The sequence below is a fragment of the Raineyella sp. genome (assembly GCF_034933565.1).
GTDB lineage: Bacteria > Actinomycetota > Actinomycetes > Propionibacteriales > Propionibacteriaceae > Raineyella.
Window position 1 is genome coordinate 1 of the sequence record NZ_JAYFNG010000047.1, and the last position, 23598, is coordinate 23598.

Below are 23598 nucleotides of genomic sequence, written 5' to 3' on the forward strand. Positions count from 1 at the left end.
GCCGCGCGCCACCTCCGACGCGGACTTCGCCCAGCATCGCCAGCGCTTCCTGGCCGAGCAGGGCTACCGCTACCGGATCATGGACGCCGACGACCTGGAGAAGCTCGACCGCGGCTGACCCGGGCCCGGCCGGCGGCCCACCGGATCAAGCGGTACGGGGGTACCGGACGTCAGATCGTACGCGGCATCAGGCCGTACGGGGCGTGGCGCCCGCGATCGGGACCGTCGACTCGGTCTCCTCCAGGCCGAGCTCGCGGGGCCATGCCTGCGGCAGGTCGCCCAGGGCCACCAGGTCGAGCAGTCCGGCCGGCCAGATCCACTCCTCGGTCGCGGCGATCGCGCTCAGCGGCCACCAGCGGGAGCCCTTCAGGGTCAGCTGCTCGTCCTCGGTGTGGCCGGCCGTGGAGACCCGGAACCGCGGCACGGCGAGCAGGAAGAACCACTCGTCCTGCTCCAGTACCTGGTCGGAGTAGCCGTGCCGCGCCACCCGGTGTGCGATCGGGCCGAGCAGGTCCGCCTCGCCGGCGACCCACCCGGTCTCCTCCTGCACCTCGCGGACCGCCGCCTGGGCAGGGGTCTCGTCGCCGTCGATGCCGCCTCCGGGGGTGACCCACCAGGTCGACCCGGCGAGGCCAGGATCGCTGTCGTGGATCAGCAGCACCTCGGGCTCCTGCTCCCCCGGGCCGACGATGACGACGCGGGACGCCCGCCGGAACTTCCACGGCCGCAGGTGCGGCTCGACCGCGATGCCGGGGCGTTCGTGGAAGTGGGGCTGGTGCGCGGAACTCACGCGCTCCAGCGTAACCGCCCGGCCGCGACGTCCTGGTCGGCCCTTGCCGCTCCCGGGGTGCCCTACTCGGCCCCTGCCGCTCCCGCGGCGTCCTGCTCGGTCCCTGTCCCGCGGCGTCCTGGTCGGCCTCAGCCACGCCCGCGGGTGCGTACGTCGGCGACCAGCTCGGCCCGGGCGGTGGCGGCCGGCAGGCTGACCCGTGCGAGGTAGTCGGCGCCCTCGGTGTCGCCCGCGGTGCGCAGTCGGTCGATCAGCACGACCAGATCGTCCGGGGCCTTGTTCTGCGCCATCTTCGCCTTGCCCGACCAGCCGGTGATGACGAGCTCCACCCCGATCACGGCGCGCAGCATCCGGTCGACGAAGTCACCGGGCGGGTCCTGCACGGTCCACTCGCCGGCCGGCTCGTGCCGTTCGGTCAGCACGGTCACCGCCCGGCGGGTCCAGTCCGGGTCGTCGTGCAGCCGGACCTCGCCGCGGACGTGGACGGTGACGTAGTCCCAGGTCGGCACCGCCCGGCCGTGCTCGGCGGTGGACGGCAACCCGGCCGGGCTGAGGTAGTGCTCGGTGCCGTGGGCGATCACCAGGCCCTCGCCGGTGATCGGCTCGCGGACCTGCGGGTTGTTGCGCTGCGCGTGGGCGATCAGCCGACCGTACGGGCCCGGGGACGGGTCGTACACGAAGGGGAGGTAGGTCGCCTCGAGGTCGTCGCCGTGCCGGGTGACCAGGTCGGCCGCCCCGACGCCGGCCAGGAGCGTACGGATCTCGTCGTCGCCCATCGCGAAGTGCTGCGGGATGTACATGCCGTCGATCATCCCACCGGCCTCATCGGCCCGGTCAGACCGGTCAGACCGGTCGGCGGGCGGCGGCCCGGCGATCGCTGCGGTCCAGCAGGTCGCGCCAGGAGTGCACCAGCCCGGCGTCCACCCAGGCCCGGTACGACCCGAGCGGACGCACCTGGGCGTCGACGTGGAAGGCCCGGATCCCGGCCCGGTGCAGCCACGGCACGTGCTCGGGCGCCAGCCCGCCGGCGGCCATCAGGTTCTCGGCCACCCAGGGGTCGGTGCGCGCCCGGTCGACCAGCCCGTCCAGGCCGTGCTCCAGGCCCCGGGCCGAGCCGGCGCTCATCACCTGGTCCAGGCCGGGCAGCCGGCGCAGCGCGGCCCAGGCGTGGTCGAAGTCCAGGCACTGGTCGAGCGCCCGGTCGTACGTCCACGGCCAGCCGGCGTCGCCGGCCACCGTCGCGCAGACCTCGACGTCGACCGCCGACCAGGGGCCCAGGAAGCCCATCACCATGCCCTCGGCACCGGCGTCAAGGTAGGCGGCGGCCAGGCCGCGCAGTCGGGTCACCTCTCCGCCGTCGGTGGTCCACCCCTCGCGCAGCCGCAGGGTGACCCGGACGGGCAGCGCGGTCGCGGCGCAGACCTGCGCCACGACGTCGGGCGTCGGCGACATCTCCCCCGCCCCGGCCTGCGCGACCAGGTGCACCCGGTCGGCCCCGCCCTCCTCGGCCCGGCGGGCGTCGTCGGCGTGCCCGCAGAGCACCTCCAGGACACTGTCCATCGGCGCCCCTCCGTCAGGCGGGCCGCATGGCCGCGGATTCGTCGGCGGGCACCCGCTCGGTGGCCTGCATGGTCCCCGCCCGGTCCTCGACCATGTGCAGCACCCGCGACATGTTGCGCCAGCCGACCTTCGTCAGGTCGTCGTGGCTCCAGCCGCCGCGGGCCAGCGCCTCCCACAGCCGCGGGTAGCAGGAGACGTCGGACAGTCCCTCGGGCAGCCAGCTGGTGCCGTCGAAGTCCGCGCCGACGCCGAGGTGGTCGATCCCGACCACCTCGCGCAGGTGCTCGAAGTGGGCGACGACGTCCTCAAGGGTGGCCGGTGGCATCGCGATCGGGTAGGTCTCGTAGAAGGCCTCCATCTGCTCGTGGTCGTGCACGTCGATGCCCTCGTGGCGGGCCTCGTCCTCGGCCCGGCTGCGCCACTCGTACGCCGCCGCGGAGACGAACGGCGCGACGAAGGTGGCCATGCACAGGCCGCCCTGGGCGGTCAGATCGGCGAGGATGTCGTCGGGGACGTTGCGCGGGTGCGGGCAGATCGCCCGGGCCGAGGAGTGCGAGAAGATCACCGGCGCGGTGGAGACCGCGAGCGCGTCGGCCATCGTGTCGACCGAGGTGTGGGAGAGGTCGACGATCATCCCGAGGCGGTTCATCTCCCGGATCACCTCGGTGCCGAAGGCGGTCAGCCCGTGGTGGCGCGGCTCGTCGGTCGCCGAGTCCGCCCAGTCGTTGTTCTCGTTGTGGGTCAGGGTCAGGTAGCGCACACCGAGCCGGTGCAGGATCCGGAGCACACCCAGGGAGTTGGCGATCGAGTGGCCACCCTCGGCGCCCATCAGCGAGGCGATCGGCGCGTGCGGCCCGGCGGCGACCAGCCGGTCGAAGTCGTCGGCGTCGGTCACCCGGGCGAAGTGGGCCGGATAACGGTCGATGAACGCCCCCACCGCGTCGATCTGCTCCAGGGTCGCCGCGACCGCGCGGTCGCCGGCCAGGGTGCCGGGCACCCAGACCGACCAGAACTGGGCGCGGACGCCTCCGGCCCGCAGCCGCGGCACATCGGTGTGGAACTCCGGGCGGTCCCGGTCCAGTTCGTGCGCCAGCAGGTCGTAGCCGTACTCGCGCAGTGCCCAGGCCAGGTCGTTGTGTCCGTCGACCACCGGTATCAGCTCCATGGGGCCATTGTGGCAAGCTCGGCCCGGGAATGGCGCAGGATCGCCCACCCGGGATCGCCGACCAGGGGAGACACCATGGCTCTGTCACACACTCGGCCCGTGGTCGCGGCGCTGGCCGCGCTGGGTCTGCTCACCGGCTGCGGCCCGGGTCCGATGAACGTACGGCTGGACCGTGCCCCCGGCCCGATCCCGACCCAGCGCTGCGTCGGCCCGGCGGTCGCCCCGACCACTGCGCTGCCGCTGGACGTCACCCAGGTGAGCGCCACCGGCCACCTCGAGGTCTGCATCCTCGGGATCGGGGACGCCCGGCCGCCGAGCGGCAAGGGCGAGTCGACCGCGCGGGTCACCGCGGTGGAGTTCACCGTGCAGAACCCGGGCAGCACCGAGGTCACACTGCCCGCCGACACGCCCGTGCTGCGCTCCGGGGCGTACGGACCGGCCACGGTGCTCGGCCCCGAGGGGCGGGTGCTGCCCACCACCCTCGCCCCGCAGAGCGGCTACAGCGCCCGGGTCGTCTACGACCTGCCACCGGAGCGGCGCGACGCGGCCCGGATCATCTGGGCGGACGCCGTCTGGACGGCCCACCGGGCCTGATCCGACGGGCCTGATCCGACGGGCCTGCCCCACCACGACCCGAGGGCCCCGTACGCGAACGACCGGAGGGCGGCCCCGTACGGGACCGCCCTCCGGCTGTTCAGCTGTGCTGGGTCCGGGCAGCGTACGATGCCCGGCGCGTGGGGAGTCGGCTCAGAAGCCGACGCCACCCATCTCGTCACCGGCGTGGCCGGCCGGCACCTGCGCCGGCTCCGGCTTGTCGGCGATGACGGCCTCGGTGGTGAGGAACAGCGCCGCGATGGAGGCGGCGTTCTGCAGCGCCGAGCGGGTGACCTTGGCCGGGTCGATGATGCCCGCCTTGACCATGTCGACGTACTCACCGGTGGCCGCGTTGAGGCCCTGGCCGGCGGGCAGGTTGGCGACCTTCTCGGCCACCACGCCGCCCTCGAGGCCGGCGTTCTCGGCGATCTGCTTCAGCGGGGCCTGGACCGCGCGGAAGACGATCTGGGCGCCGGTCTTCTCCTCGCCCTGCAGGTCGAGGGAAACGGCCTTGGCAGCCTGGATCAGGGCCACGCCACCGCCGGGCAGGATGCCCTCCTCGACGGCCGCCTTGGCGTTGCGGACGGCGTCCTCGATGCGGTGCTTGCGCTCGTTGAGCTCGACCTCGGTGGCCGCGCCGACCTTGATCACGGCCACGCCACCGGCGAGCTTGGCCAGCCGCTCCTGCAGCTTCTCGCGGTCGTAGTCGGAGTCGGAGTGCTCGATCTCGGCGCGGATCTGGTTGACCCGGCCCTCGAGCGCGTCGGCCTCGCCGGCGCCCTCGATGATGGTGGTCTCGTCCTTGGTGACGATGACCTGGCGGGCGGAGCCCATCAGGGTCAGATCGGCCTGCTCGAGCTTGAGCCCGACCTCCTCGGAGATGACCTGGCCGCCGGTGAGGATGGCCATGTCGGCGAGCATCGCCTTGCGGCGGTCGCCGAAGCCGGGGGCCTTGACGGCGACCGAGGCGAAGGTGCCGCGGATCTTGTTGACGATCAGACCGGCGAGGGCCTCGCCCTCCACGTCCTCGGCGATGACGACCAGCGGCTTGCCGGCCTGCATGACCTTCTCGAGGACCGGCAGGAGCTCCTTGAGGTTGGCGACCTTGGAGTTCACCAGCAGGATGTAGGGGTTGTCGAGCACGGTCTCCATGCGCTCGGTGTCGGTGACGAAGTAGGGCGAGATGTAGCCCTTGTCGAAGCGCATGCCCTCAGTGAGCTCGAGCTCGAGGCCGAAGGTGTTGGACTCGTCGACGGTGATGACGCCTTCCTTGCCGACCTTGTCCATCGCCTCGGCGATGATCTCGCCGACCTGGGTGTCCGCGGCGGAGATCGACGCGGTGGCGGCGATCTGCTCCTTGGTCTCCACGTCGGTGGCCATGGCGAGCAGCTGGTCGTTGATGGCCGCGACGGCCTTCTCGATGCCCTTCTTCAGGCTCATCGGGTTGGCGCCGGCGGTGACGTTCTTCAGGCCTTCGCGCACGATGGCCTGGGCCAGCACGGTGGCGGTGGTGGTGCCGTCGCCCGCGACGTCGTCGGTCTTCTTGGCGACCTCCTTGACGAGCTCGGCGCCGATCTTCTCGTACGGCTCCTCGAGCTCGATCTCCTTGGCGATGGAGACACCGTCGTTGGTGATGGTGGGGGCGCCCCACTTCTTCTCCAGCACGACGTTGCGGCCCTTGGGGCCGAGGGTCACCTTGACTGCGTCGGCCAGGGTGTTCATGCCACGCTCGAGGCCGCGACGGGCCTCGACGTCGAATTCAATCAGCTTTGCCATGTCCCGGGAATCCTCCCGCAAATCGAGGCGCGCGGCCCCGTTGCTTGTCCGTAGTGTCTGGGTGTGCATGCGACCGGTGCCCGCGACGGACGGCCCGGCCGGGCCTCACCAGTCCCACGTACGTAGCACTCACCCGCGGGGAGTGCCAAAGCAATTGTTAGCACTCACCCCCAACGAGTGCAAACACTCCCGGTGCGAGACTGGCGGTATGGACGCCACCCGCCGGCCCGCCCGGGACACCTCCGGCACGGTGCGCGCCCTGGCGAACTGGGCCAACCTCTCCACCCCGCTCGGCCTGGCGGTGGCGGCGCTCGGGCGGTGCGAGGTCCGCCGCGGGCCGCGGGGCCTGCACCTGGCCGAGGGCTACCGGCTGGGGTTCCCGGTCGCGGGGGCGTTCACCGTCGGCTCGGTGGTGATCACCCCGGGCCGGTTCGACGAACTGGCCCGCCGGCTCCCCCGGCTGCTCGAGCACGAGGAGCGCCACGCCACCCAGTGGTGCCACTGGCTGGGTCTGCCGATGCTGCCGGCCTACCTGGTGGCGGCGGCCTGGTCCTGGCTGCGGACCGGTGACCTCGGGGCGGCCAACTGGTTCGAGGTCCGCGCCGGGCTCGCCGACGGCGGCTACCGGACCGACGGCAGACACCGGGCCGGCCGCGGGCATCGGACCGACGGCAGACACCGGGCCGGCCGCGGCTACCGGACCCGGTCCTCCGCCCGCCCGTCCAGGCGTCGGGCCGACCGCTCGCGCTGACGCCGGTCCCGCTCGCGGCGCAGTCGCTGCACCAGCAGCGGGTCGTACGCCAGGGCCGCCGGGTCGTCCAGCAGCGTGTTGAGCGCCTGGTAGTAACGGGTGGCCGACAGGCCGAACCGCTCCCGGATGCCCTCCCCCTTCGTCGCGGCGTACTTCCACCAGGCCGCCTCGAAGTCCAGCAGCCGCCGCTCCTGCTCACCGAGCCCGTCGGGCCGGTCCGCGGCGGCGCCGCCGCCGGCTTCTCCAGCGGGCTCTCCGATGGCTTCTTCTCCAGTGGGGTCGAGGGGGGCGGAGGCGGTCACGCAGCCATGCTAGGCGCCCCGTACGGCCGGCGGGACGAGCCGGGCCGCACCGTACGGTGGTGGGGCCTTTCGACATCGTCGCGGCTCCACGGCACAATGTTGGCCTGCGCTCCCGTAGTTCAACGGCCAGAACAGCTCTCTTGTAAAGAGCAGACCAGGGTTCGACTCCCTGTGGGAGCTCCACTACTCCCCCGCGTCATTGCGTGGGTCGGGGTCTTGGGCTCACCGGATGTCACGCCGCTGCCCCGCCTTGTGTGTTCAATGTGTGCTCAGCGGGGGTCCGCAACAGTTCGGCGGCTGCGTTCACGGCGTCCTGTGCGACGGACCCGACGAGGTGGCCGTAGAAGTCCGACGTGATGGCGATGGACTCGTGGCCGAGGATCTTCGACACCACGGCGATGTCGACCCCGGCGGCGATGAGGTTGGACGCGGCTTGGTGGCGCAGGTGGTGGAACGTCGCCCCGTCCGGCAGCTTCGCGGCCTTGCGGATCGTCTGGAACAAGCGCGTGACGTAGGTCGGGTGCAGCGGGTTGCCGTCCTCCAGGGTGAACACGTAGCCGGTGTCGTTCCACGCCTCGGCCCACTCGGCCGCCTCGGTCTGCTGCTGCAGGCGCCACGCGAGCAGCGCGGCCACAGCGTCGTCAGACAGGGCCACCGAGCGGCGTCCGGCGGCCGTCTTGGGTTCGGACTCGACGACCTTGCCGCCCGCGTCGACGCGGTTGTGCCGGATCGTCAGGCGGCGGTGCTCGAGGTCGACGTCATCCCATCGGAGGCCGCACACCTCGCCGCGCCTCATGCCGGTGAGGACGGTGACCTCGTACAGGGGGCCGAGGCGGTGCGTCGCGGCTTGGTCGAGGAACGCCCGCACCTGGGCGGGTTCCCACGCCTGCACGGGCTTGCGGCGGACGGTGGGTAGGTCGGTGTCGGTGGCGGGGTTCGCGATGATCACCTCGTCCTTGACGGCCTGGGCGAGGGCAGCCTGCAACGTCGCGATGATCCGCTTGACCGTGGGCGCGCCGCGTCCGGCCTCGACGAGCCCGTGCACGAAGTCGGCGACGTGGGAGCGTCGGAGGTCCTGCAGGCGGGTCGCGCCGAGCTTCGACGGGACGATGTCCTTCGTGATGTACGCGTCGTACATGCGGGCGGTGGACGGGCGTAGGCCGTTGCCGGTGGCCTTGCGACGTGGGAGCCACGCGGTGCAGTACTCGCCCACGGTGATGTTGGACGCCTCGCGGTAGGTGCCGTCATCGAGGGACGTTACGAGCTTGGCGCGGGCGCGCTCGGCGGCCCGCACTCCGGTGAATCCGGCCTTGCGGATCTGTCGACGCTTCCCGGTGGCCGGGTCGGATCCGGCGGACACTGTGTAGCCCCAGGTGCCGTGCTTCGGGTCGGTGAGCATGGTGGGGCAGGCGCGGGCCTGCTGGTCGTCGGTGGGGTTCTTCGGTAGGGGCCGGTACTGGCGGCCGTTCTCGTCGCGGCAGCCGCAGCGCCGCCACACGTCACTCATCGTTCGTTCTCCTTGAGGTTGCGGTACTCGGCTTCGACGAGTTCGAGGAACTGCAGCAGGGACCTGTCGAGGTCCGAGCGCAGCCCCGATGGGTTCGCCGGGTCGACGTCCGGCGGCAGGGGCTCGTCGTCCTCATGGGCGCGGCGCTCGGCCTGCAGCCCGTCGAGGACATAGGCGGCCATTTCGGGGTCGGCGAGCATCTGCCCCGCAATCCCGCGTGCCGATGCGTCAAGAGCGCGCTGGGCCTTGCTCAGGTCCCTGAACCGCTGCTGTCCGGCCATGAGGGCGCTCAGCCATGCGTCGCGCTTGAACTGGTCCAGGTCGATGGAGAGTTCACCGGCTGTGACCGTGGTGACCCCGCTGGGAGGGGCGAGTAGGTCGGCGACACTCACCCCCAGGACGTGGCCGATGGTGACGAGCTCGGCGGCGGTGAACGCTCGCTTGCCGGTCTCTGCTGCCGAGATCGCTTGGACCCGTGCCCATGGTTCACCCAGGTAGGGCGCGAGGTGTTCGCCGAGGTTGGCCTGGCTCCATGCGCGGCGGTTTCTGGCCGTCCTCATGTTCGCTCCGGCGACTTCTTCGATACGCATTAGTCCCTTCTCTCCCGTCTGTTCACGTTCTGTCAGGAATAGTGTCACATATCTTCCTGTGGGTTGACTACCCCTCACGTCCCTCCTATTATCAAGATGTGTCAAGAGTTCACGTTCCATCGTGAATGCACGTTCTTGGGAGGCCCCCGTGACCATCAACTACGCACCGGAGGTAGCGGCCTTGCTGGGCAAGCCGACCCTCACCACCGATGAGACGTCCCGAGTGCTGGGACTTGGCAAGAACCAGACCTACGAAGCAATCCGCCGAGGTGACATCCCCAGCGTGAGGATCGGCCGCCGCATCCTCGTGCCCACCACCCGCCTGTTGCGGATGCTCGACGACGACGCCGCCTGACCCCCACCCGCCCCGCTGTTCCGGGGGACTCATGCCCAGAGTCCGCCGCACCCGGATCACCGAACCACCTGGAGCAGCAACCATGATCACCACCCAAGCCGCAGCCCCCGACACGCTCCCTGGCATGCCCCCGGTCGAGGACCCCAACAGCTACTGGACCGCCGCCGCCACCGCGGCCATCCGCCAACTCGCCGCGACAGGCCGCACGTTCGACTCGACCGACGTCCGAGCCCTCGTCCCCGGTGACCCGACCCACCCGAACGTGCCAGGCCTCGTGTTCGCCCGCCTGCACAAGTCCGGCCTCATCGAAGTGGCTGGCTACGCCAAGTCCGGCCGCCGTGAGCGCCGGGGCGGGGCCACGACCCTGTGGCGCGGCACCCGCCGCTCCCGTGAAGCTGGTGAGGTTCGGTGACGCTTGCACCCGACTACCTGGAGCGGTTCACGCTCCGTAACCTGCAGGACGCGCTTACGTCCGCGACCCGACGCTACTGGGAGGCCCGTGCTGCCGTACTGGAGGCCGCCCGGCCCCGCCCGGGAGACTTTCACGGCAACGCCACGCCGGAGGCCCTGGCGGCCCGTTACGCCCGCCTGACGGCCGACGCTGAGGAATGCCGCCGACACGCCGCCATCCTCGAACACGCCACCGTCGACGCCGACCTGATCGCCGAGGTACTCGGCTGGGACCTGGCCGCCGACGATGCCAGCGAGGCGGCCGCAGCATGACCAACACGCCCCACCCCGAGCCGGACCAGCTCCTCGCCAAGCTCCGCAACGCCGCATGGCTGGACCGACAGACGTTCCCGCCCATCGCCTGGCACGTCCCCGGGATCATCCCCGAAGGCATGTCGCTCATCGCCGGATCACCGAAGGCAGGCAAGTCGTGGTTCTCCCTCGACGTCGCGCTCGCTGTCGCGTCCGGCGGACGAGCCCTAGGCCGCCTCTCCGTCGACCAGCGCCCGGTGCTGCTCCTCGCCCTGGAGGACGGCGACCGCCGCCTACAGGAACGCATGAGGCGACTCACGCACCACACCCCGCTGCCCGAGGGGCTCGACTACCTCACCGATGTGAAACCAGGCCTCGTCGTCGACACGATCGAGGCGTGGATGGGCGACCGGCCGAACGTCGGCCCGGCCCCGTTGATCATCCTCGACACGCTCGGCAAGGCCATGCCGCCGTCACGGGCAAGCGACGGGTACGCGTCCGACTACGCGTTCACCGCTGGCCTGAAGCGGACGGTGGATGACTGGCCGGGTGCTGCCCTGACGGCGATTCACCACACCCGGAAGATGGCCGCGACGGACTTCCTCGACGCCGTGTCGGGCACCCAGGGCATCGCGGGCGCTGTCGACTCAGTGATCGTCCTGACCCGCAAGCGCAACGAGCCGAACGGCATGGTGCAGGTGACCGGCCGTGACGTCGACGAGGGTGAGTACGCGCTGACGTTCGACGGTCAGTGGACCCTCGACGGTGCCGACCTGGCCGCCGCCGCCCGGGCAGCCGAGGAACGCGAGCAGACCTCGAACCTCGGCGACGACTCCACGCGCATCTTCCAGTTCGCGAGCGGTCACCCGGCAGGCGTCACGCCCAAGCAGGTGGCCGAGGCGCTCGGGATGGACAACAAGACGGCCGGAACCTACCTGGCTCGCCTCGCCGAGTCCGGGCGCCTCACGAAGGCCGGTCGCGGCCTCTACCGACCCCCGGCAAGGGCTGTTGAAACCGTTGAAAGTGATGAAACGGAACCCGACGAAGGGGGCATTTCGACACTTTCAACACTTTCAACGGCCCCCCGAGGGGGTGCGGTGGCCTGCCGACTGCACGGCACCGACTACCGACCCGACGCCTGCCACACCTGCGAGCAGATCACCGGAGGCACCGCAGCATGACCGACACCAACCACACGAGCAGCGCCGCACTCACCCTGGGCGAGGCCCTCGGGAACCTCTACGCCGAGGGCACCCCGCCGCCCTGCCACGGCTCACTGCTGTGGACGTCCGAGGACGCCGAGCACCGCGCCGTGGCCGCCGAGCACTGCCCCGCCTGCCCGATCACCGCCGAGTGCCTCGCCGCCGCTGTCGAGTGCCGCGAGGTGTTCGGGGTGTGGGCCGGGCATGACCTGGCCAAGCCCGCCGGACGCCGCGCCGCCCAGGCCGCGCATGAGGCCGCCGCAGCATGACCACCCCGACCGAGGAGACCCCCACCATGACCGACCCCGAAACCACCATCGACGAGCGTCTGACCAGCGTGCACGGCCGTTCCGCCGCCGCCCGGGACGCCACCCGGTGGCCCGCCCACAAGGCGAAGGCACGAGCCCAGCGCGCCCAGCGTGCCCGCCACGGCCGAGCACCCCGCGCCCGCAAGACCACCCGCTGACCCCCAAACACTCACCCCCAGGAGAGCCCCATGCCCATGACCCCCACCGCCGCCCGTCGCCAGCTCGACGCCGCGGCCACCGCCGCCCGCAACATCCGCGAGGCCCTCGCCGCCGACATCGACGGCATCGCCAACAGCAAGGCGTGGTCCGACACCCACAAGGCCGAGCTGATCACCCAGGCCCGGACCGACGCGGCCGCCGCCCTGGCCAACCTCAAGGCCCGGACCGACGCGGCCGCCGCAGACCTGGCCGCCTACCGGCCCGCCGCGCCCGCCAGCCCCACCCAGGACGCCGCCCTGAACCGTGCCGCCAACCGGGTAGGCCAGCTCCTGGACGCCGGTACCGGCCTCGCCGAGGTGCTCCAGCTCGCCGTCAAGAACCGTGACGTCGCGATGATCGAGGCCGCCCGCGAGGCCGCCCCCGTCCGTATCCACCTCGACAGCCGCGGCCGCGACTCCGACCCCGCCCAGCGGTTCGCCGAGTTCACTGCCGCCGCTGACCTGGCGATGACCCGGGCACTGGCAGGCACCCCCGCAGGCGCCGAGGCCACCGACGCCCTCCTTGGACGCGCTGCCGCCAGCCTGGCCGCCCACGAGTTGACCGCCGCCCAGGCCGCCGCCGAGGGCCGGACCATCAACGGGTTGGAGCATGCCATCGCCGGGAAGTACGCCCAGCAGGAGTACGACCACGTGGCCGCCCAGCTCACCGACCCCAATGCATGACCCGACCCAACCGATAGGAGACCCAACCCATGACCAACCAGTGGAGCAACCTCCCCGCTTCCGACCACTACCGCGCCGCCGCCGATCCGCACCCGTTCATCCCCGACGTGGGCGGCCGGGGCGGTAACGGCCTCGACCCCGCGTGCCCGGTCTGCGACCGGCAGGACCCAGCTGTGCAGTGGAAGCACGCCACCGACTGCCCGCGCTACCTGCCGCACCCCGCCAGCATCGCCGCCGCGAAGATCCCGACCGGTGGTCGGCTGTCGATCGACGACCGGTTCGACCACGGCCCCCTCCGGTGGCTCGAGGTGCCCGACCACCAGGCCACAGCCGCTGACGCCGGATAGCGCCCTCATGCAGCGCCGACCACCTTGACCACCTGGTCCGGGTGGTCGGCGCCCATCAGCACCCCGAACCCGCACCCAACAGTCTGCACACACACCGCACACACAAGCCCTATTTGACCTAGTCAGAGCGTGATCTGCTGTCAGGGAAACAGCAGACGCGCCGAGGTTTACCGTCACATTGACACCAAAATGCCCCCGGTGGTATTCGCGGGCGCGGGTGCGGGCGTTGGACTGGTCCGACTGGTCGCCGCCTGCCCGCCGGGCTGTCCTCGGCGCTGTCGTGGCCCGGCAATGAGCTGGTCCTGTCCCAGCCCCAGGAGGGCATCGTCGCGCAGGCCCTCGACATGCTCCGCGGCCCGGCCGCCCTCGGCGCGGCCGCGGGCACCACGATCGGCACCGTGATCGTGCACGCCACGATCAACGCCGCCGACCTCGACCAGGTCAACACAGTGACCGATTTCCTCGACCGCCTCGACCTCGAGGCCAAGCTGCAAGGAGTCTGACCGATGGCATGGGATCACCTAGCCCCTGGCGCATACGCCCCCCAGAAGGTCTCTGGTTGGTACCATCGGTGGTGGTCGAGGGCAAGACCTTTCACACCCTGGGCGGTGGTTCGGCCGGGGTGACGACGAGCCCCCCTGCATCCGATGCAGGGGGGCTCGTGCTGTTGGTTCGCTAGGCGGTGGGCGGGTCGCCGTACTTCGCTTGCAGCGACTCCTGGCGGCCCCACGCGTACCCCTGCAGGTACATTGCCCGCAGAGCCGCCACGGTGTAGCGGCCGCTGTCCTTGGGGCGGTTCTGCCGGGCGTCGGCCCGTCCTGCTGCCCACACTGCCCGGGCTTCCTCGGTGTCAGGTGGGCTGAACATGCGATCCATTCTCGCCAGTCTCGACCGTCAGGAGATGGTGACCTCATCGGCGATGCCGAGCATGTCGATGAGGTTGAGGGTGACGGTGTACTCGCGGATCAGGTCGTCCCGGTCGTCGGGGTTGCGGTGGTCGAGTGCGGCCTGCTCCAGGGCTGCGATGACGATGGCGAGCTCTTCGGCGGTCAGGGTACGTCCGGTGGTCTTCATGCGGGGGCTCCTTGTGTGCTCAGATGTGTGTGCAGTCGGGTGACTTTGGTCGGGATTCGGGGGGTGTCTGGGTCTGCTCTCTCGACGTGCTCACCGCGCCGTTCCGGGCGGTGGGGTGTCGAGGGTTTCGGGGGGTGCTGGGCCTGGTCTGTCTTGTAAAGAGCAGATCAGGGTTCGACTCCCTGTGGGAGCTCCATCACCACCGCGCTCCGTGGACGGGCGCTGCTCGCGCACCGGGCGAGGCGCTATACCGTAGAGCCATGGCCCCCACCTCTCCCTCCGCCGGCGCCCCGTGGTCCGAAGCCGCCTACCAGGAGCTCGTCCGCAACGGCCGGCAATTCGCCGAGCAGGTCCTCATCCACCTCGAGCGCCTCGCGTCGCTGCGGCCCGGGTCGGACCCACGTGACCTCGAGGATGCGGACATCCGCCTCGAGGGGGCCCTGCTGGACTTCCAGGACGCCCAGGTCGCCTACTGCGGGCGCGGGTTCGGCTTCCTCGGCGAGGGCGAGGGCCGCGGATCGGGGACGGGCCGGAGCGCGGCCGGGTCGCCCGGCTCGGCGCAGGCGGTCCCCCGCGGTGAGGTCGTCTCGGTGCTCACCCGGCACGACTTCGAGCTGGTCGACCAGTCCGCGGTCGAGGAGACTGCCCAGCAGTTCGCCAGCCTGGCCGGGGCGACGCCGGTCCCCTCGGGCGATCTCGGCTACGCGATGGCCATCCTCAACTACATGGGCCTGGGCCAGCTGACCACCACCCCCGGGCTGCGCCCACTGCTCGAGGTGAATGCGGTCTCCACCCGCCCGACCTCCCCGTCCCGCAGCGAGGTCGACGCGGCGGACGGTGTGGATGACCTGTTCGACCCCGGTGAGGTGCTCAACTACCAGACCAACTTCTGGGAACCGGGCCAGAATCACCTGTCATGAGCAACCACGCGTCCGTCACCCTGACCATCGGGGACATCACCCAGCAGCGTGCAGACGCCATCGTCAACGCCGCGAACTCCAGCCTGCTCGGCGGGGGCGGTGTCGACGGGGCGATCCACCGGGCGGGCGGGCCGGAGCTCCTCGAGGCGTGCCGGCGGCTGCGGGCGACCAGTCTGCCCGACGGGCTGCCCCCGGGCCAGGCGGTGGCCACCACCGCCGGGCGGCTCAACGCCCAGTGGGTGATCCACACCGTCGGCCCGATGTGGACCCCGACCGAGGACCGCACCCATCTGCTGATGTCGTCCTACCGGGAGTGCCTGCGGGTGGCCGACGAACTGGCGGCGACGACCATCGCCCTGCCGGCCGTCTCCGCCGGGGCGTACGGCTGGCCGCTGGCCGACGCGGCCCGGATCGCCATCACGACCGTGTCGACCACCCCGACCCAGGTCGCGGAGGCGATGTTCGTGCTGCACGACGAGTACACGTTCCGGATCTTCGAGCGGGCCCTGATCGAGCTGCGCGGCTGATCCCGCCGTCGCTCCGGGCCCCCGTACGGGCCTCAGGCCGCCGTACGACCACCCTTGCGCCGGCGGTCGCCCCACAGCATCCCGCCGACGACCACGACCAGCAGCACCAGCGACAGCCAGATGCTGTACTTCGCGTACACCTCGACGAACCGGACCGCGGGCGCGCCGATCGAGTGCCCGAGGTAGAGGTAGAGGCCCTGCAGCACCGCCGCGCCGATCACGTCGACGACGAGGAAGCGTCGCCAGGTCATCCCGGCGGCACCGACCGTGGCGTAGATGATCGCCCCGGGCAGTGGGATCGGCAGATAGGTGGCCAGCACCGCCGGCACCGACCACCGCAGGGCGAACTGCTCGGCCCGTTCGTTGCGCCGCCGCGCCCGCTCCGAGGTGCCGGTCATCACCTCGAGCAGGCCGCGGCCCCACAGCTTGCCGGCCCAGAAGTAGACCCAGTCGAACTTCAGCACGCTGATGGTGGCCATCAGCCAGCCGGCCCACCACCAGTGGTCCCCGGTCGCCGACAGCGCCCCGATCATCACCACGGCGGTCCGGGAGCCGGACACCGCGGCGAGCACGTACGGCGTGTAGCCGAGCAGCACCGGCCGCAGCGGCAGCATCACCAGGGAGTAGATGCCGACCAGCCCGATCCCGGACCAGCACACGATGTCGCGCCGGGTCGGCTCGTGCGCCCAGGGCAGTGACGGGTCGTCCCACCACGGGCGGTCCTCCCCCGCCTCGGCAGGGGACTCGGCGTCTGGGTCGCTCATCGGCGCTCCTTCGGAAGGCTGCTCGGATGATACGTGCCCGGGCCCGACCGACACGTCGCCCGGGCCGGGCGCCGGTCGACGAACAGGCCGGGCACAGGCGGCCGGATCGGTCGGGCAGGCCCCCCTCTCGCCGGTGATGGTGGCCTGCTCTATAGTCCTTCCCAATTCCACTACGGACCGTCGGGCACGTACCTGCCCGTGGAAAGGAAAACTTCATCATGGCCACTGTCTCGTACCGAGAAGCGACCCGCGTCTATCCCGGCGCAGAACACCCGGCCGTCGACAGGTTGAACCTGGAGATCGGCGACGGGGAGTTCATGGTACTGGTGGGCCCTTCGGGGTCCGGCAAGTCGACCGCCCTGCGCATGCTGGCGGGTCTGGAGGAGGTGACCGGGGGGTCCGTCTGGATCGGGGACCGCGAGGTCACCAATCTGCCCCCCAAGGATCGCGACATCGCGATGGTCTTCCAGAACTATGCGCTCTACCCGCACATGACCGTCGCGGACAACATGGGCTTCGCGCTCAAGATGCAGAACGTCCCCAACGAGGAGCGCAAGGCCCGGGTGCTGGCCGCGGCCAAGCAGCTCGGTCTGGAGGAGTACCTGCAGCGCAAGCCCAAGGCCCTGTCCGGTGGTCAGCGGCAGCGGGTCGCGATGGGCCGGGCGATCGTCCGCCAGCCCCAGGTGTTCCTGATGGACGAGCCGCTGTCGAACCTGGACGCCAAGCTGCGGGTGTCGACCCGTACGCAGATCGCCTCGCTGCAGACCCGCCTGGGGGTGACGACCGTCTACGTCACCCACGACCAGGTCGAGGCGATGACGCTCGGTGACCGGGTCGCGGTGCTCGCCGACGGGATCCTGCAGCAGGTCGACAGCCCGATCGCCCTCTACGACACCCCCCGCAACCTCTTCGTGGCCGGCTTCATCGGTTCCCCGGCGATGAACCTGTTCAGCGGCCGGATCGTCGACGGTGGCGTCGCCCTCGGTGACTGGGTCGTCCCGGTGTCCCGGGAGATCCTCGACCGGGCCGACCCGGGGGCCGGGGTCACCCTGGGGATCCGCCCCGAGGCGCTGTCGCTGTCCCCCGACGACCGGGGCCTCGAGGTCGCCATCGAGGTCGTCGAGGAGCTCGGGGCCGACTCGTACCTCTACGCCACTCCCGTCTCCGCCACGCTCAGCTCCCACCAGGAGTCCGGCACGGTGGCGGCCCGGATCCTCGCCCGCCACCGCCCCCAGCGCGGTGATCGGGTGCGCCTCACGGCGAGCCCGGCCGACGTCCACGTCTTCGACGAGCGCACCGGCCTGAGGATCTCCTAGCCCGGCCCGGCCGGGGGCGCGGGACTTGGGTGATCTGGAAGACTGGGCCCCGTGCCTCGATTCCTCGCCGCCCACCCCGATGCGCGGCTGCTTCCGCTTCCCTGGGGTGTTCCGCTGGCCGAGTGGCCGGCGGAACACCTCGTGGCACTTCCCCGAGGCATCTCCCGTCACGTCGTCCGGTTCATCCGGGTCGGTGACGAGGTCTATGCCGCCAAGGAGGTGGTCGAGCACCTCGCGATGCACGAGTACCGCCTGCTGCACGACCTGATGCGCCTCGGCACGCCGGCGGTGGAGCCGATCGGCGTGGTCACCCGCCGGTTCACCCACTCCGGTGAGCCGCTCGACCCGATCCTGATCACCCGGCACCTCCAGTTCTCGCTGCCCTATCGGACCCTGTTCTCCAAGGGCGTACGGTCCGACACCGTCACCCGGCTGCTCGACGCGATGGTCGTGCTGCTGGCCCGGCTGCACCTGATCGGCTTCCTGTGGGGCGACGTGTCACTGTCGAACACGCTGTTCCGCCGCGACGCGTCCGACTTCGCCGCCCACCTGGTGGACGCCGAGACCGGCGAGTTCCACGAACGGCTGTCGGACGGGCAGCGCGAGCACGACCTCGAGATCGCCCGGGTCAACCTGTTCGGCGAGTTCCTCGACCTGGAGGCCGGCGGCATGCTGGACTCCGCCCTCGACCCGCGCCAGCTGGTCGACACCATCGTCACCCGCTACCGGGAGCTGTGGCACGAACTGACCGGCGCCGAGGAGTTCGACGGCAGCGAGATGCACCGCATCGAGGGCCGGGTGCGCCGCCTCAACGCGCTCGGTTTCGACGTCGCCGAGCTGGACATCACCACCGACCTGGACGGGTCGACGATCCGGATCCAGCCGAAGGTGGTCGACGCCGGCCACCACGCCCGCCGGCTGATGCGGCTGACCGGCCTGGACACCGAGGAGAACCAGGCCCGTCGGCTGCTGAACGACCTCGACTCCTACCGGGCCCGCACCGGCCAGCAGAACCTCGACGAGGCGGTCGTCGCCCACCAGTGGCTCACCGAGTGCTTCGAGCCGGTGATCCACGCCGTCCCGGCCGAGTACGCCTCCAAGCTGGAGCCGGCGCAGATCTACCACGAGATGCTCGACTACCGCTGGTACCGCTCCGAGGCCGCCGGGCACGAGGTCCCGCTGCTCGAGGCCACCCAGGGCTACGTCCGCGACGTGCTGAGCCACCTGCCCGACGAGGAGCTGTCGGTCGCCCCGACCGGGGCCGACCAGCCGCGCGAAGTGGCCGCGGCGGTCAGCGCCGACGACCTGGACGACGAGCCGTTGCCGGACGACCCGTGGGAGGCCGGCGGCGAGACCGCACGGGAGCCGGCCGGCTACCTGGACATGTCCGCGATCCGGGCGAAGGCGGCCCGCCGCGCCAGCGCGGAGTGAGGATCGCGCCCGGGAGCGCGGACCCGGCCCCTCGATGGCGCTGCCACCCGACGTCCACCGGTACTCTTGGCCCGTGACGTTCCAGCTCTATGACTCGATGACCCACCTGACCCGGGAGTTCGTGCCCGTGGTGCCGGGACAGGTCTCGATCTACCACTGTGGGCTCACCGTCCAGTCCGCGCCACACCTGGGCCACATCCGCAAGGAGGTCGTCTTCGACGTCCTGCGCCGCTGGCTGACCGCGTCCGGCTACACGGTGAAGATCGTCGCGAACGTCACCGACATCGACGACAAGATCCTCCGCAGGTCCGCCGAGCAGGGCGTCGAGTGGTACGCGCTCGCCTACCGCTTCGAGCTGGAGCTGCACAAGGCCTACCAGGCCCTCGGCTGCCTGCCCCCGACGTACGAACCGCGAGCGACCGGCCATATCCCGGAGATGATCGAGCTGATCACGCTGCTGATCGAGCGGGGGCACGCGTACGTGGCCGAGGACGGGTCGGGTGACGTGTACTTCGACGTCCGCTCCTGGCCCGACTACGGCAGGCTGTCCGGCCAGCGGGTGGCCGACATGGCGCCGGCCGAGGACTCCGATCCCCGCGGCAAGCGCGACCCGCACGACTTCGCCCTGTGGAAGGGCCGCACCGACTCCAGCGAGCCCGAGACCGCCTCCTGGAACACCCCGTGGGGTCGCGGGCGCCCCGGCTGGCACCTCGAGTGCTCGGCGATGTCGGGCAAGTACCTCGGCGACGAGTTCGACATCCACGGCGGCGGGCTCGACCTGCGCTTCCCGCACCACGAGAACGAGCTGGCCCAGTCGACCGCGGCCGGCCGGCCGTTCGCCCGCTACTGGATGCACAACGCCTGGGTCACCGCGGCCGGCGAGAAGATGTCGAAGTCGCTCGGCAACGGCGCGCTGGTCACCGAGGTGACCAAGCAGTACCCGCCGCGGGCCGTCCGCTTCTACCTGGTCGCGCCGCACTACCGTTCGTCGATCGAGTACTCCGACACCTCACTGGCCGAGGCGACCACGTCGCTGGCGCGGATCGACTCCTTCCTCGACCGGGCCCACGACCTGGTCGGCGACACCGCGCCGGCGGCCGTGCTGCCGGCACCGTTCGTGGCAGCGATGGACGATGACCTGGGCACGCCCGCGGCGGTCGCGACGATCTACACCACCGTCAAGGCGGGCAACCAGGCGCTCGAGGCCGGCGGGACCGAGGCGGTCCGCGAGGCGTACGCTGCGGTGCGGGCCATGCTCGGGGTGCTCGGGCTCGACCCGCTCGACCCGATCTGGACCGACGCCGCCGGGCCCGGCGCAGACCTGGAGCCCGTCGTCGACGGCCTGGTCAAGGCCCTGTTGGACCAGCGCCAGGAGGCCCGGGCGCGCAAGGACTACGCGGCGGCCGACGCCATCCGCGACTCACTGGGCGCACTGGGCGTCCAGGTCGAGGACACCCCCCAGGGCCCGAAGTGGAGCGTGGAGCACTGATGGCAGGCAATTCGCAGCGCAAGGGTGCCGTACGGCACAAGGGCAAGGGCAACACCGCCGGGTCCGGCGGCCGGGCCCGCAAGGGGCTCGAGGGCAAGGGCCCGACGCCCCGGGCGGAGGACCGCGTCTACCACAAGGCGCACCGTGCCAAGCAGCTCGCCGAGGCCCGCGAGGCCTCGCGGCCGAAGCGTACGCCCCAGGCCCAGCGCGGTGGCGGCGCCGAATGGGTCGCCGGCCGCAACCCGGTGGTCGAGGCGCTGCGCGCCGGCATCCCGGTGGTGACGGTGTACGTGGCCGACGGCATCGACCGCGACGACCGGGTGCGCGAGGTGTTCCGGATGTGCGCCGACAAGTCGATCCCGATGCTGCAGACCACCAAGCAGGAGCTCGACCGGCTGACCGCCGGGGCGACCCACCAGGGTCTGGCGATCAAGCTGCCCGACTACGAGTACGCCCATCCCGCCGACCTGATGGCCGACGCGCTGCAGGCGCCGGGGTCCCCGCTGGTGGTGGCGCTGGACCAGGTCACCGATCCGCGCAACCTCGGGGCCATCATCCGGTCCGCAGCGGCGTTCGGCGCCCAGGGCGTGGTGATCCCCGAGCGGCGCTCGGCCGGGATGACCGCAGCGGCCTGGAAGACCTCCGCCGGGGCGGCGGCACGGATCCCGGTGGCCCGGGCGACGAACCTCAACCGGGTGCTGCAGGACTACGCCAAGGCCGGCTTCGTGGTGGTCGGGCTGGCCGGCGAGGGCGACACCGACATCGCGTCGATCCCCGGGGTCGACGGGCCGGTGCTGCTGGTCGTCGGGTCCGAGGGCGAGGGCCTGCAACGGCTGGTCCGGGAGAACTGCGACGTGCTCGCGTCGATCCCGATCAGCAGCGACGTGGAGTCACTGAACGCCGGCGTGGCCACCAGCATCGCCCTGTACGAGATCAGCCGGGCCCGGGCCGGCGCCGAGGACTGAGCCGGGGCCCCGACCGACCGGCGTGTGCAGAATCACGCGGGCCATGGCTTTGTTGCGTCGCAATGCATTTGGGTCGGTCGGGGAACTCGTTTACGGTTGAACTGCAGGACCGACAACGGCGTCATCCGCACGCACCACCACGGACGACGACCGCAAAGGAAACCGCATGCTCAAGCACCCCCACCTCGACGAGACCGCCCTGCTGGCCGCCACCGGCGCCGACTCCTTCACCCCCCGCTGGGACATCGAGGACGTCGACGACTGCTGGCGCCGGGCCACCCGCACCCAGGCCTGAGCCACCCCTGCTTGCGGACGGTCCTGCTGGCCGTCCCCTTCTCACGGTCCTGCTGACCGTTCGCCTCTGACGGCCCGGCCCTGTGCCGGGCCGGTCTGCATGTCACCCCAGCACCACGATCAACACCTACGGTGCCGCGCCGTTCCTGCGTCTGTCCGGCCTGGGACCCCGCGGTCCTGGCCGGGTCGCCTACCGGGCCAGTGGGCCACCGGGCCAGACCCGGATCAACAGCCTCGGCCCGCTCGGCCGGACCGCCCATCGCGCCAAGACCCATGCCGGCTGGCGCTGCCGCCAGGTCCGCCCCGGCCACTGGCTGTGGCGCACCCCGTACGGCCGCGACTACGAGGTCGACAACTGGGGCGCCCGGGTCCGGGTCCCTCCGGAGCGGCGCCCCTCCCTCACCGAGCTCGAGCTGCTGCGCTGCCTCGACCGGGCCCCTTCGGCCCCGCCGGGCTGACCCTGATCAGCCGCGGCGGGCGGACCGCCGAGGTCAGAGCTCCAGGCCCGGGTACAGCGGGAACTTGCCGAGCAGCTCGCCTGCCTCGGCCCTGACCCGGTCGGCGATCCCGTCGACGATCACGTACTTGGCCTTCGACGCGCCGCCCTTCGGAGCGGCCGCGGCGGTGGTGTTGGAGAGCACCTCGACGATCAGCTCCGCGGTGCGGTCGAACTCGTCGGCACCGAAGCCGCGGGTCGTCAGTGCCGGGGTGCCCAGCCGGATGCCCGAGGTGTACCAGGCACCGTTCGGGTCGGCGGGCACGGAGTTGCGGTTGGTGACGATGCCGGAGTCGACCAGCGCCGACTCGGCCTGGCGACCGGTCAGGCCGAACGACGCGGCGATGTCGGCCAGCACGATGTGGTTGTCGGTGCCACCGGTGACCAGCTTCACGCCCCGCTTCAGCAGACCCTCGGCCAGCGACTTGGCGTTGTCGGCGACGTTGCGGGCGTACGTCTGGAAGGCGGGGGTCCGGGCCTCGGCCAGCGCGACGGCCTTGGCGGCCATCATGTGCGACAGCGGGCCGCCGAGCACCATCGGGCAGCCGCGGTCGACGTCGGGGGCGTACGCGGCCTTCGCCAGCACCATGCCGCCCCGCGGGCCGCGCAGCGACTTGTGCGTCGTGGTGGTGACCACATCGGCGTACGGCACCGGGTTCTCCTCACCGGTGAAGACCTTGCCGGCGACCAGCCCGGCGAAATGCGCCATGTCGACCATCAGCACCGCACCGACCTCGTCGGCGATCTCGCGCATCTTCGCGAAGTTCACCCGGCGCGGGTAGGCGGAGTAGCCGCCGACCAGGATGAGCGGCTTGAACTCGCGGGCCTGGGCCAGCAGCGCGTCGTAGTCGATCAGGCCGGTCTGCGGGTCGGTCCCGTACGAGTGCTGGTGGAACATCTTGCCGGAGATGTTCGGGCGGAAGCCGTGGGTGAGGTGGCCGCCGGCATCCAGGCTCATGCCCATCAGCCGCTGCTCGCCGAAGCGCTTGCGCAGCACCTCCCAGTCGGCCTCGGTGAGGTCGTTGACGTTCTTGGCGCCCTTCTCGGCCAGCCCGGGGGCCTCGACGTGGTGGGCGAGGATCGCCCAGTAGGCGACCAGGTTGGCGTCGATGCCGGAGTGCGGCTGGACGTAGGCGTACTCGGCGCCGAACAGCTCACGGGCGTGCTCGGCCGCGACCGACTCGACGGTGTCGACGTTGCGGCAGCCGGCGTAGAAGCGGTGGCCGACGGTGCCCTCGGCGTACTTGTCGGAGAGCCAGGAGCCCATCGTCAGCAGCACCGGCAGGGAGGCGTAGTTCTCCGATGCGATGAGCTTGAGCGAACCTCGCTGGTCCGTCAGCTCCTGACGCGTGGCTGCGGCGATCCGGGGCTCGGCACTCTCGATGACCGAGAGGGCCTCCCGATAGGCGCGGGTGGCTGCGGCAGTGGTGTCGGACACGTGCTTCTCCTCGAAGATGGGACGGAACGCCGAGGCTCAATCTACCTCCTGGCC

The 23598-nt window shown here is 71.3% G+C and carries 31 protein-coding genes and 1 tRNA gene; 20 read left to right on the forward strand and 12 right to left on the reverse strand.

The window, feature by feature from the left end; translation table 11 throughout:
- Positions 1 to 187: 187 nt before the first annotated feature.
- The 4 genes from VB059_RS12410 to VB059_RS12425 all read right to left on the reverse strand — a co-directional run bounded on the left by VB059_RS12410 (position 188) and on the right by VB059_RS12425 (position 3515).
- Positions 188 to 790 carry an NUDIX hydrolase gene (locus VB059_RS12410; protein ID WP_323422341.1) on the reverse strand — a complete coding sequence of 201 codons (603 nt, stop codon included), beginning with the start codon at positions 788 to 790 and terminating at the stop codon, positions 188 to 190.
- Positions 791 to 918: 128 nt separating this feature from the next.
- A complete protein-coding gene (locus VB059_RS12415) occupies positions 919 to 1602 on the reverse strand; it encodes an FMN-binding negative transcriptional regulator (protein WP_323422342.1) in 684 nt (227 codons plus the stop codon).
- A 31-nt stretch (positions 1603 to 1633) separates the two neighbouring features.
- The gene (locus VB059_RS12420) at positions 1634 to 2350 is read right to left on the reverse strand and encodes a copper homeostasis protein CutC (RefSeq protein WP_323422343.1); all 717 of its coding nucleotides are present in this window, start codon (positions 2348 to 2350) and stop codon (positions 1634 to 1636) included.
- Between the two features lie 13 nt (positions 2351 to 2363).
- A complete protein-coding gene (locus tag VB059_RS12425; protein ID WP_323422344.1) occupies positions 2364 to 3515 on the reverse strand; it encodes a dipeptidase in 1152 nt (383 codons plus the stop codon).
- Positions 3516 to 3590: 75 nt separating this feature from the next.
- Between VB059_RS12425 and VB059_RS12430 the strand changes: the two genes are divergently transcribed.
- A complete protein-coding gene (locus VB059_RS12430) occupies positions 3591 to 4109 on the forward strand; it encodes a hypothetical protein (protein WP_323422345.1) in 519 nt (172 codons plus the stop codon).
- 153 nt (positions 4110 to 4262) lie between these two features.
- Here VB059_RS12430 and groL read toward each other — a convergent pair whose 3' ends face one another.
- The gene (gene groL, locus VB059_RS12435; protein WP_323422346.1) at positions 4263 to 5885 is read right to left on the reverse strand and encodes a chaperonin GroEL; all 1623 of its coding nucleotides are present in this window, start codon (positions 5883 to 5885) and stop codon (positions 4263 to 4265) included.
- A gap of 208 nt (positions 5886 to 6093) precedes the next feature.
- Here groL and VB059_RS12440 point away from each other — a divergent pair, with 208 nt between their 5' ends.
- Positions 6094 to 6636, forward strand: coding sequence for a hypothetical protein (locus VB059_RS12440; protein ID WP_323422347.1), 543 nt, complete (start codon positions 6094 to 6096; stop codon positions 6634 to 6636).
- Here VB059_RS12440 and VB059_RS12445 read toward each other — a convergent pair.
- Positions 6579 to 6938 (reverse strand): DUF3263 domain-containing protein, encoded by a 360-nt coding sequence (locus VB059_RS12445; RefSeq protein WP_416339560.1) that lies wholly within the window; start codon positions 6936 to 6938, stop codon positions 6579 to 6581. The two genes, VB059_RS12440 and VB059_RS12445, sit on opposite strands and share 58 nt — an antisense overlap.
- Positions 6939 to 7046: 108 nt before the next feature.
- Between VB059_RS12445 and VB059_RS12450 the strand changes: the two genes are divergently transcribed.
- Positions 7047 to 7121, forward strand: a tRNA-Thr gene (locus VB059_RS12450).
- 49 nt (positions 7122 to 7170) lie between these two features.
- Here VB059_RS12450 and VB059_RS12455 read toward each other — a convergent pair.
- A complete protein-coding gene (locus VB059_RS12455; protein WP_323422348.1) occupies positions 7171 to 8445 on the reverse strand; it encodes a tyrosine-type recombinase/integrase in 1275 nt (424 codons plus the stop codon).
- Positions 8442 to 9035 (reverse strand): helix-turn-helix transcriptional regulator, encoded by a 594-nt coding sequence (locus VB059_RS12460; protein ID WP_323422349.1) that lies wholly within the window; start codon positions 9033 to 9035, stop codon positions 8442 to 8444. Before VB059_RS12460 ends, VB059_RS12455 begins: the two co-directional genes overlap by 4 nt.
- A 148-nt stretch (positions 9036 to 9183) precedes the next feature.
- On the opposite strand from VB059_RS12460, the gene VB059_RS12465 reads away from it, so the two are divergent.
- The 9 genes from VB059_RS12465 to VB059_RS12505 all read left to right on the forward strand — a co-directional run bounded on the left by VB059_RS12465 (position 9184) and on the right by VB059_RS12505 (position 13333).
- Positions 9184 to 9390 carry a helix-turn-helix domain-containing protein gene (locus VB059_RS12465; RefSeq protein WP_323422350.1) on the forward strand — a complete coding sequence of 69 codons (207 nt, stop codon included), beginning with the start codon at positions 9184 to 9186 and terminating at the stop codon, positions 9388 to 9390.
- An 82-nt stretch (positions 9391 to 9472) separates the two neighbouring features.
- Positions 9473 to 9802, forward strand: a complete 330-nt coding sequence (locus tag VB059_RS12470) for a hypothetical protein (RefSeq protein WP_323422351.1) — start codon at positions 9473 to 9475, stop codon at positions 9800 to 9802.
- Positions 9799 to 10113 (forward strand): hypothetical protein, encoded by a 315-nt coding sequence (locus VB059_RS12475; protein WP_323422352.1) that lies wholly within the window; start codon positions 9799 to 9801, stop codon positions 10111 to 10113. The genes VB059_RS12470 and VB059_RS12475 overlap by 4 nt, the downstream gene beginning before the upstream one ends.
- Positions 10110 to 11273: an AAA family ATPase gene (locus tag VB059_RS12480; RefSeq protein ID WP_323422353.1), complete on the forward strand. Its 1164-nt coding sequence runs from the start codon at positions 10110 to 10112 to the stop codon at positions 11271 to 11273. Before VB059_RS12475 ends, VB059_RS12480 begins: the two co-directional genes overlap by 4 nt.
- Positions 11270 to 11563: a WhiB family transcriptional regulator gene (locus VB059_RS12485; protein WP_323422354.1), complete on the forward strand. Its 294-nt coding sequence runs from the start codon at positions 11270 to 11272 to the stop codon at positions 11561 to 11563. Before VB059_RS12480 ends, VB059_RS12485 begins: the two co-directional genes overlap by 4 nt.
- Complete coding sequence (locus tag VB059_RS12490; protein WP_323422355.1) at positions 11560 to 11760, forward strand: hypothetical protein; 201 nt, start codon at positions 11560 to 11562, stop codon at positions 11758 to 11760. Before VB059_RS12485 ends, VB059_RS12490 begins: the two co-directional genes overlap by 4 nt.
- A gap of 30 nt (positions 11761 to 11790) precedes the next feature.
- Positions 11791 to 12483: a hypothetical protein gene (locus VB059_RS12495; protein ID WP_323422356.1), complete on the forward strand. Its 693-nt coding sequence runs from the start codon at positions 11791 to 11793 to the stop codon at positions 12481 to 12483.
- Positions 12484 to 12512: 29 nt separating this feature from the next.
- Positions 12513 to 12830 carry a hypothetical protein gene (locus VB059_RS12500; RefSeq protein WP_323422357.1) on the forward strand — a complete coding sequence of 106 codons (318 nt, stop codon included), beginning with the start codon at positions 12513 to 12515 and terminating at the stop codon, positions 12828 to 12830.
- A 344-nt stretch (positions 12831 to 13174) separates the two neighbouring features.
- Positions 13175 to 13333, forward strand: a complete 159-nt coding sequence (locus VB059_RS12505; protein WP_323422358.1) for a hypothetical protein — start codon at positions 13175 to 13177, stop codon at positions 13331 to 13333.
- 172 nt (positions 13334 to 13505) lie between these two features.
- Here the strand turns inward: VB059_RS12505 and VB059_RS12510 are convergent, their stop codons facing one another.
- Positions 13506 to 13697, reverse strand: a complete 192-nt coding sequence (locus VB059_RS12510) for a hypothetical protein (protein ID WP_323422359.1) — start codon at positions 13695 to 13697, stop codon at positions 13506 to 13508.
- A 27-nt stretch (positions 13698 to 13724) separates the two neighbouring features.
- Positions 13725 to 13904 (reverse strand): hypothetical protein, encoded by a 180-nt coding sequence (locus VB059_RS12515; protein WP_323422360.1) that lies wholly within the window; start codon positions 13902 to 13904, stop codon positions 13725 to 13727.
- 260 nt (positions 13905 to 14164) lie between these two features.
- Between VB059_RS12515 and VB059_RS12520 the strand changes: the two genes are divergently transcribed.
- Entirely contained in the window at positions 14165 to 14824 is a 660-nt protein-coding gene (locus VB059_RS12520) for a hypothetical protein (RefSeq protein WP_323422361.1), read from the forward strand.
- On the forward strand, positions 14821 to 15351 hold the full coding sequence (locus VB059_RS12525; protein WP_323422362.1) for an O-acetyl-ADP-ribose deacetylase: 531 nt from the start codon (positions 14821 to 14823) through the stop codon (positions 15349 to 15351). The genes VB059_RS12520 and VB059_RS12525 overlap by 4 nt, the downstream gene beginning before the upstream one ends.
- Before the next feature lie 32 nt (positions 15352 to 15383).
- On the opposite strand, the gene VB059_RS12530 is transcribed toward VB059_RS12525, so the two are convergent.
- Positions 15384 to 16115, reverse strand: a complete 732-nt coding sequence (locus VB059_RS12530; RefSeq protein ID WP_323422363.1) for a DedA family protein — start codon at positions 16113 to 16115, stop codon at positions 15384 to 15386.
- 218 nt (positions 16116 to 16333) lie between these two features.
- Between VB059_RS12530 and VB059_RS12535 the strand changes: the two genes are divergently transcribed.
- The 6 genes from VB059_RS12535 (at position 16334) to VB059_RS12560 (ending at position 22068) form a co-directional block, all read left to right on the forward strand.
- The gene (locus VB059_RS12535; protein WP_323422364.1) at positions 16334 to 17431 is read left to right on the forward strand and encodes a sn-glycerol-3-phosphate ABC transporter ATP-binding protein UgpC; all 1098 of its coding nucleotides are present in this window, start codon (positions 16334 to 16336) and stop codon (positions 17429 to 17431) included.
- 51 nt (positions 17432 to 17482) lie between these two features.
- Complete coding sequence (locus VB059_RS12540) at positions 17483 to 18862, forward strand: DUF4032 domain-containing protein (protein ID WP_323422365.1); 1380 nt, start codon at positions 17483 to 17485, stop codon at positions 18860 to 18862.
- 73 nt (positions 18863 to 18935) lie between these two features.
- Positions 18936 to 20351, forward strand: a complete 1416-nt coding sequence (gene cysS / locus VB059_RS12545) for a cysteine--tRNA ligase (protein ID WP_323422366.1) — start codon at positions 18936 to 18938, stop codon at positions 20349 to 20351.
- Positions 20351 to 21316, forward strand: coding sequence for a 23S rRNA (guanosine(2251)-2'-O)-methyltransferase RlmB (gene rlmB, locus VB059_RS12550; protein WP_323422367.1), 966 nt, complete (start codon positions 20351 to 20353; stop codon positions 21314 to 21316). The genes cysS and rlmB overlap by 1 nt, the downstream gene beginning before the upstream one ends.
- A gap of 166 nt (positions 21317 to 21482) precedes the next feature.
- A complete protein-coding gene (locus VB059_RS12555) occupies positions 21483 to 21611 on the forward strand; it encodes a hypothetical protein (RefSeq protein WP_323422368.1) in 129 nt (42 codons plus the stop codon).
- Between the two features lie 82 nt (positions 21612 to 21693).
- Entirely contained in the window at positions 21694 to 22068 is a 375-nt protein-coding gene (locus VB059_RS12560) for a hypothetical protein (protein WP_323422369.1), read from the forward strand.
- A 33-nt stretch (positions 22069 to 22101) separates the two neighbouring features.
- On the opposite strand, the gene VB059_RS12565 is transcribed toward VB059_RS12560, so the two are convergent.
- Complete coding sequence (locus VB059_RS12565) at positions 22102 to 23544, reverse strand: glycine hydroxymethyltransferase (protein WP_323422370.1); 1443 nt, start codon at positions 23542 to 23544, stop codon at positions 22102 to 22104.
- Positions 23545 to 23598 lie beyond the last annotated feature (54 nt).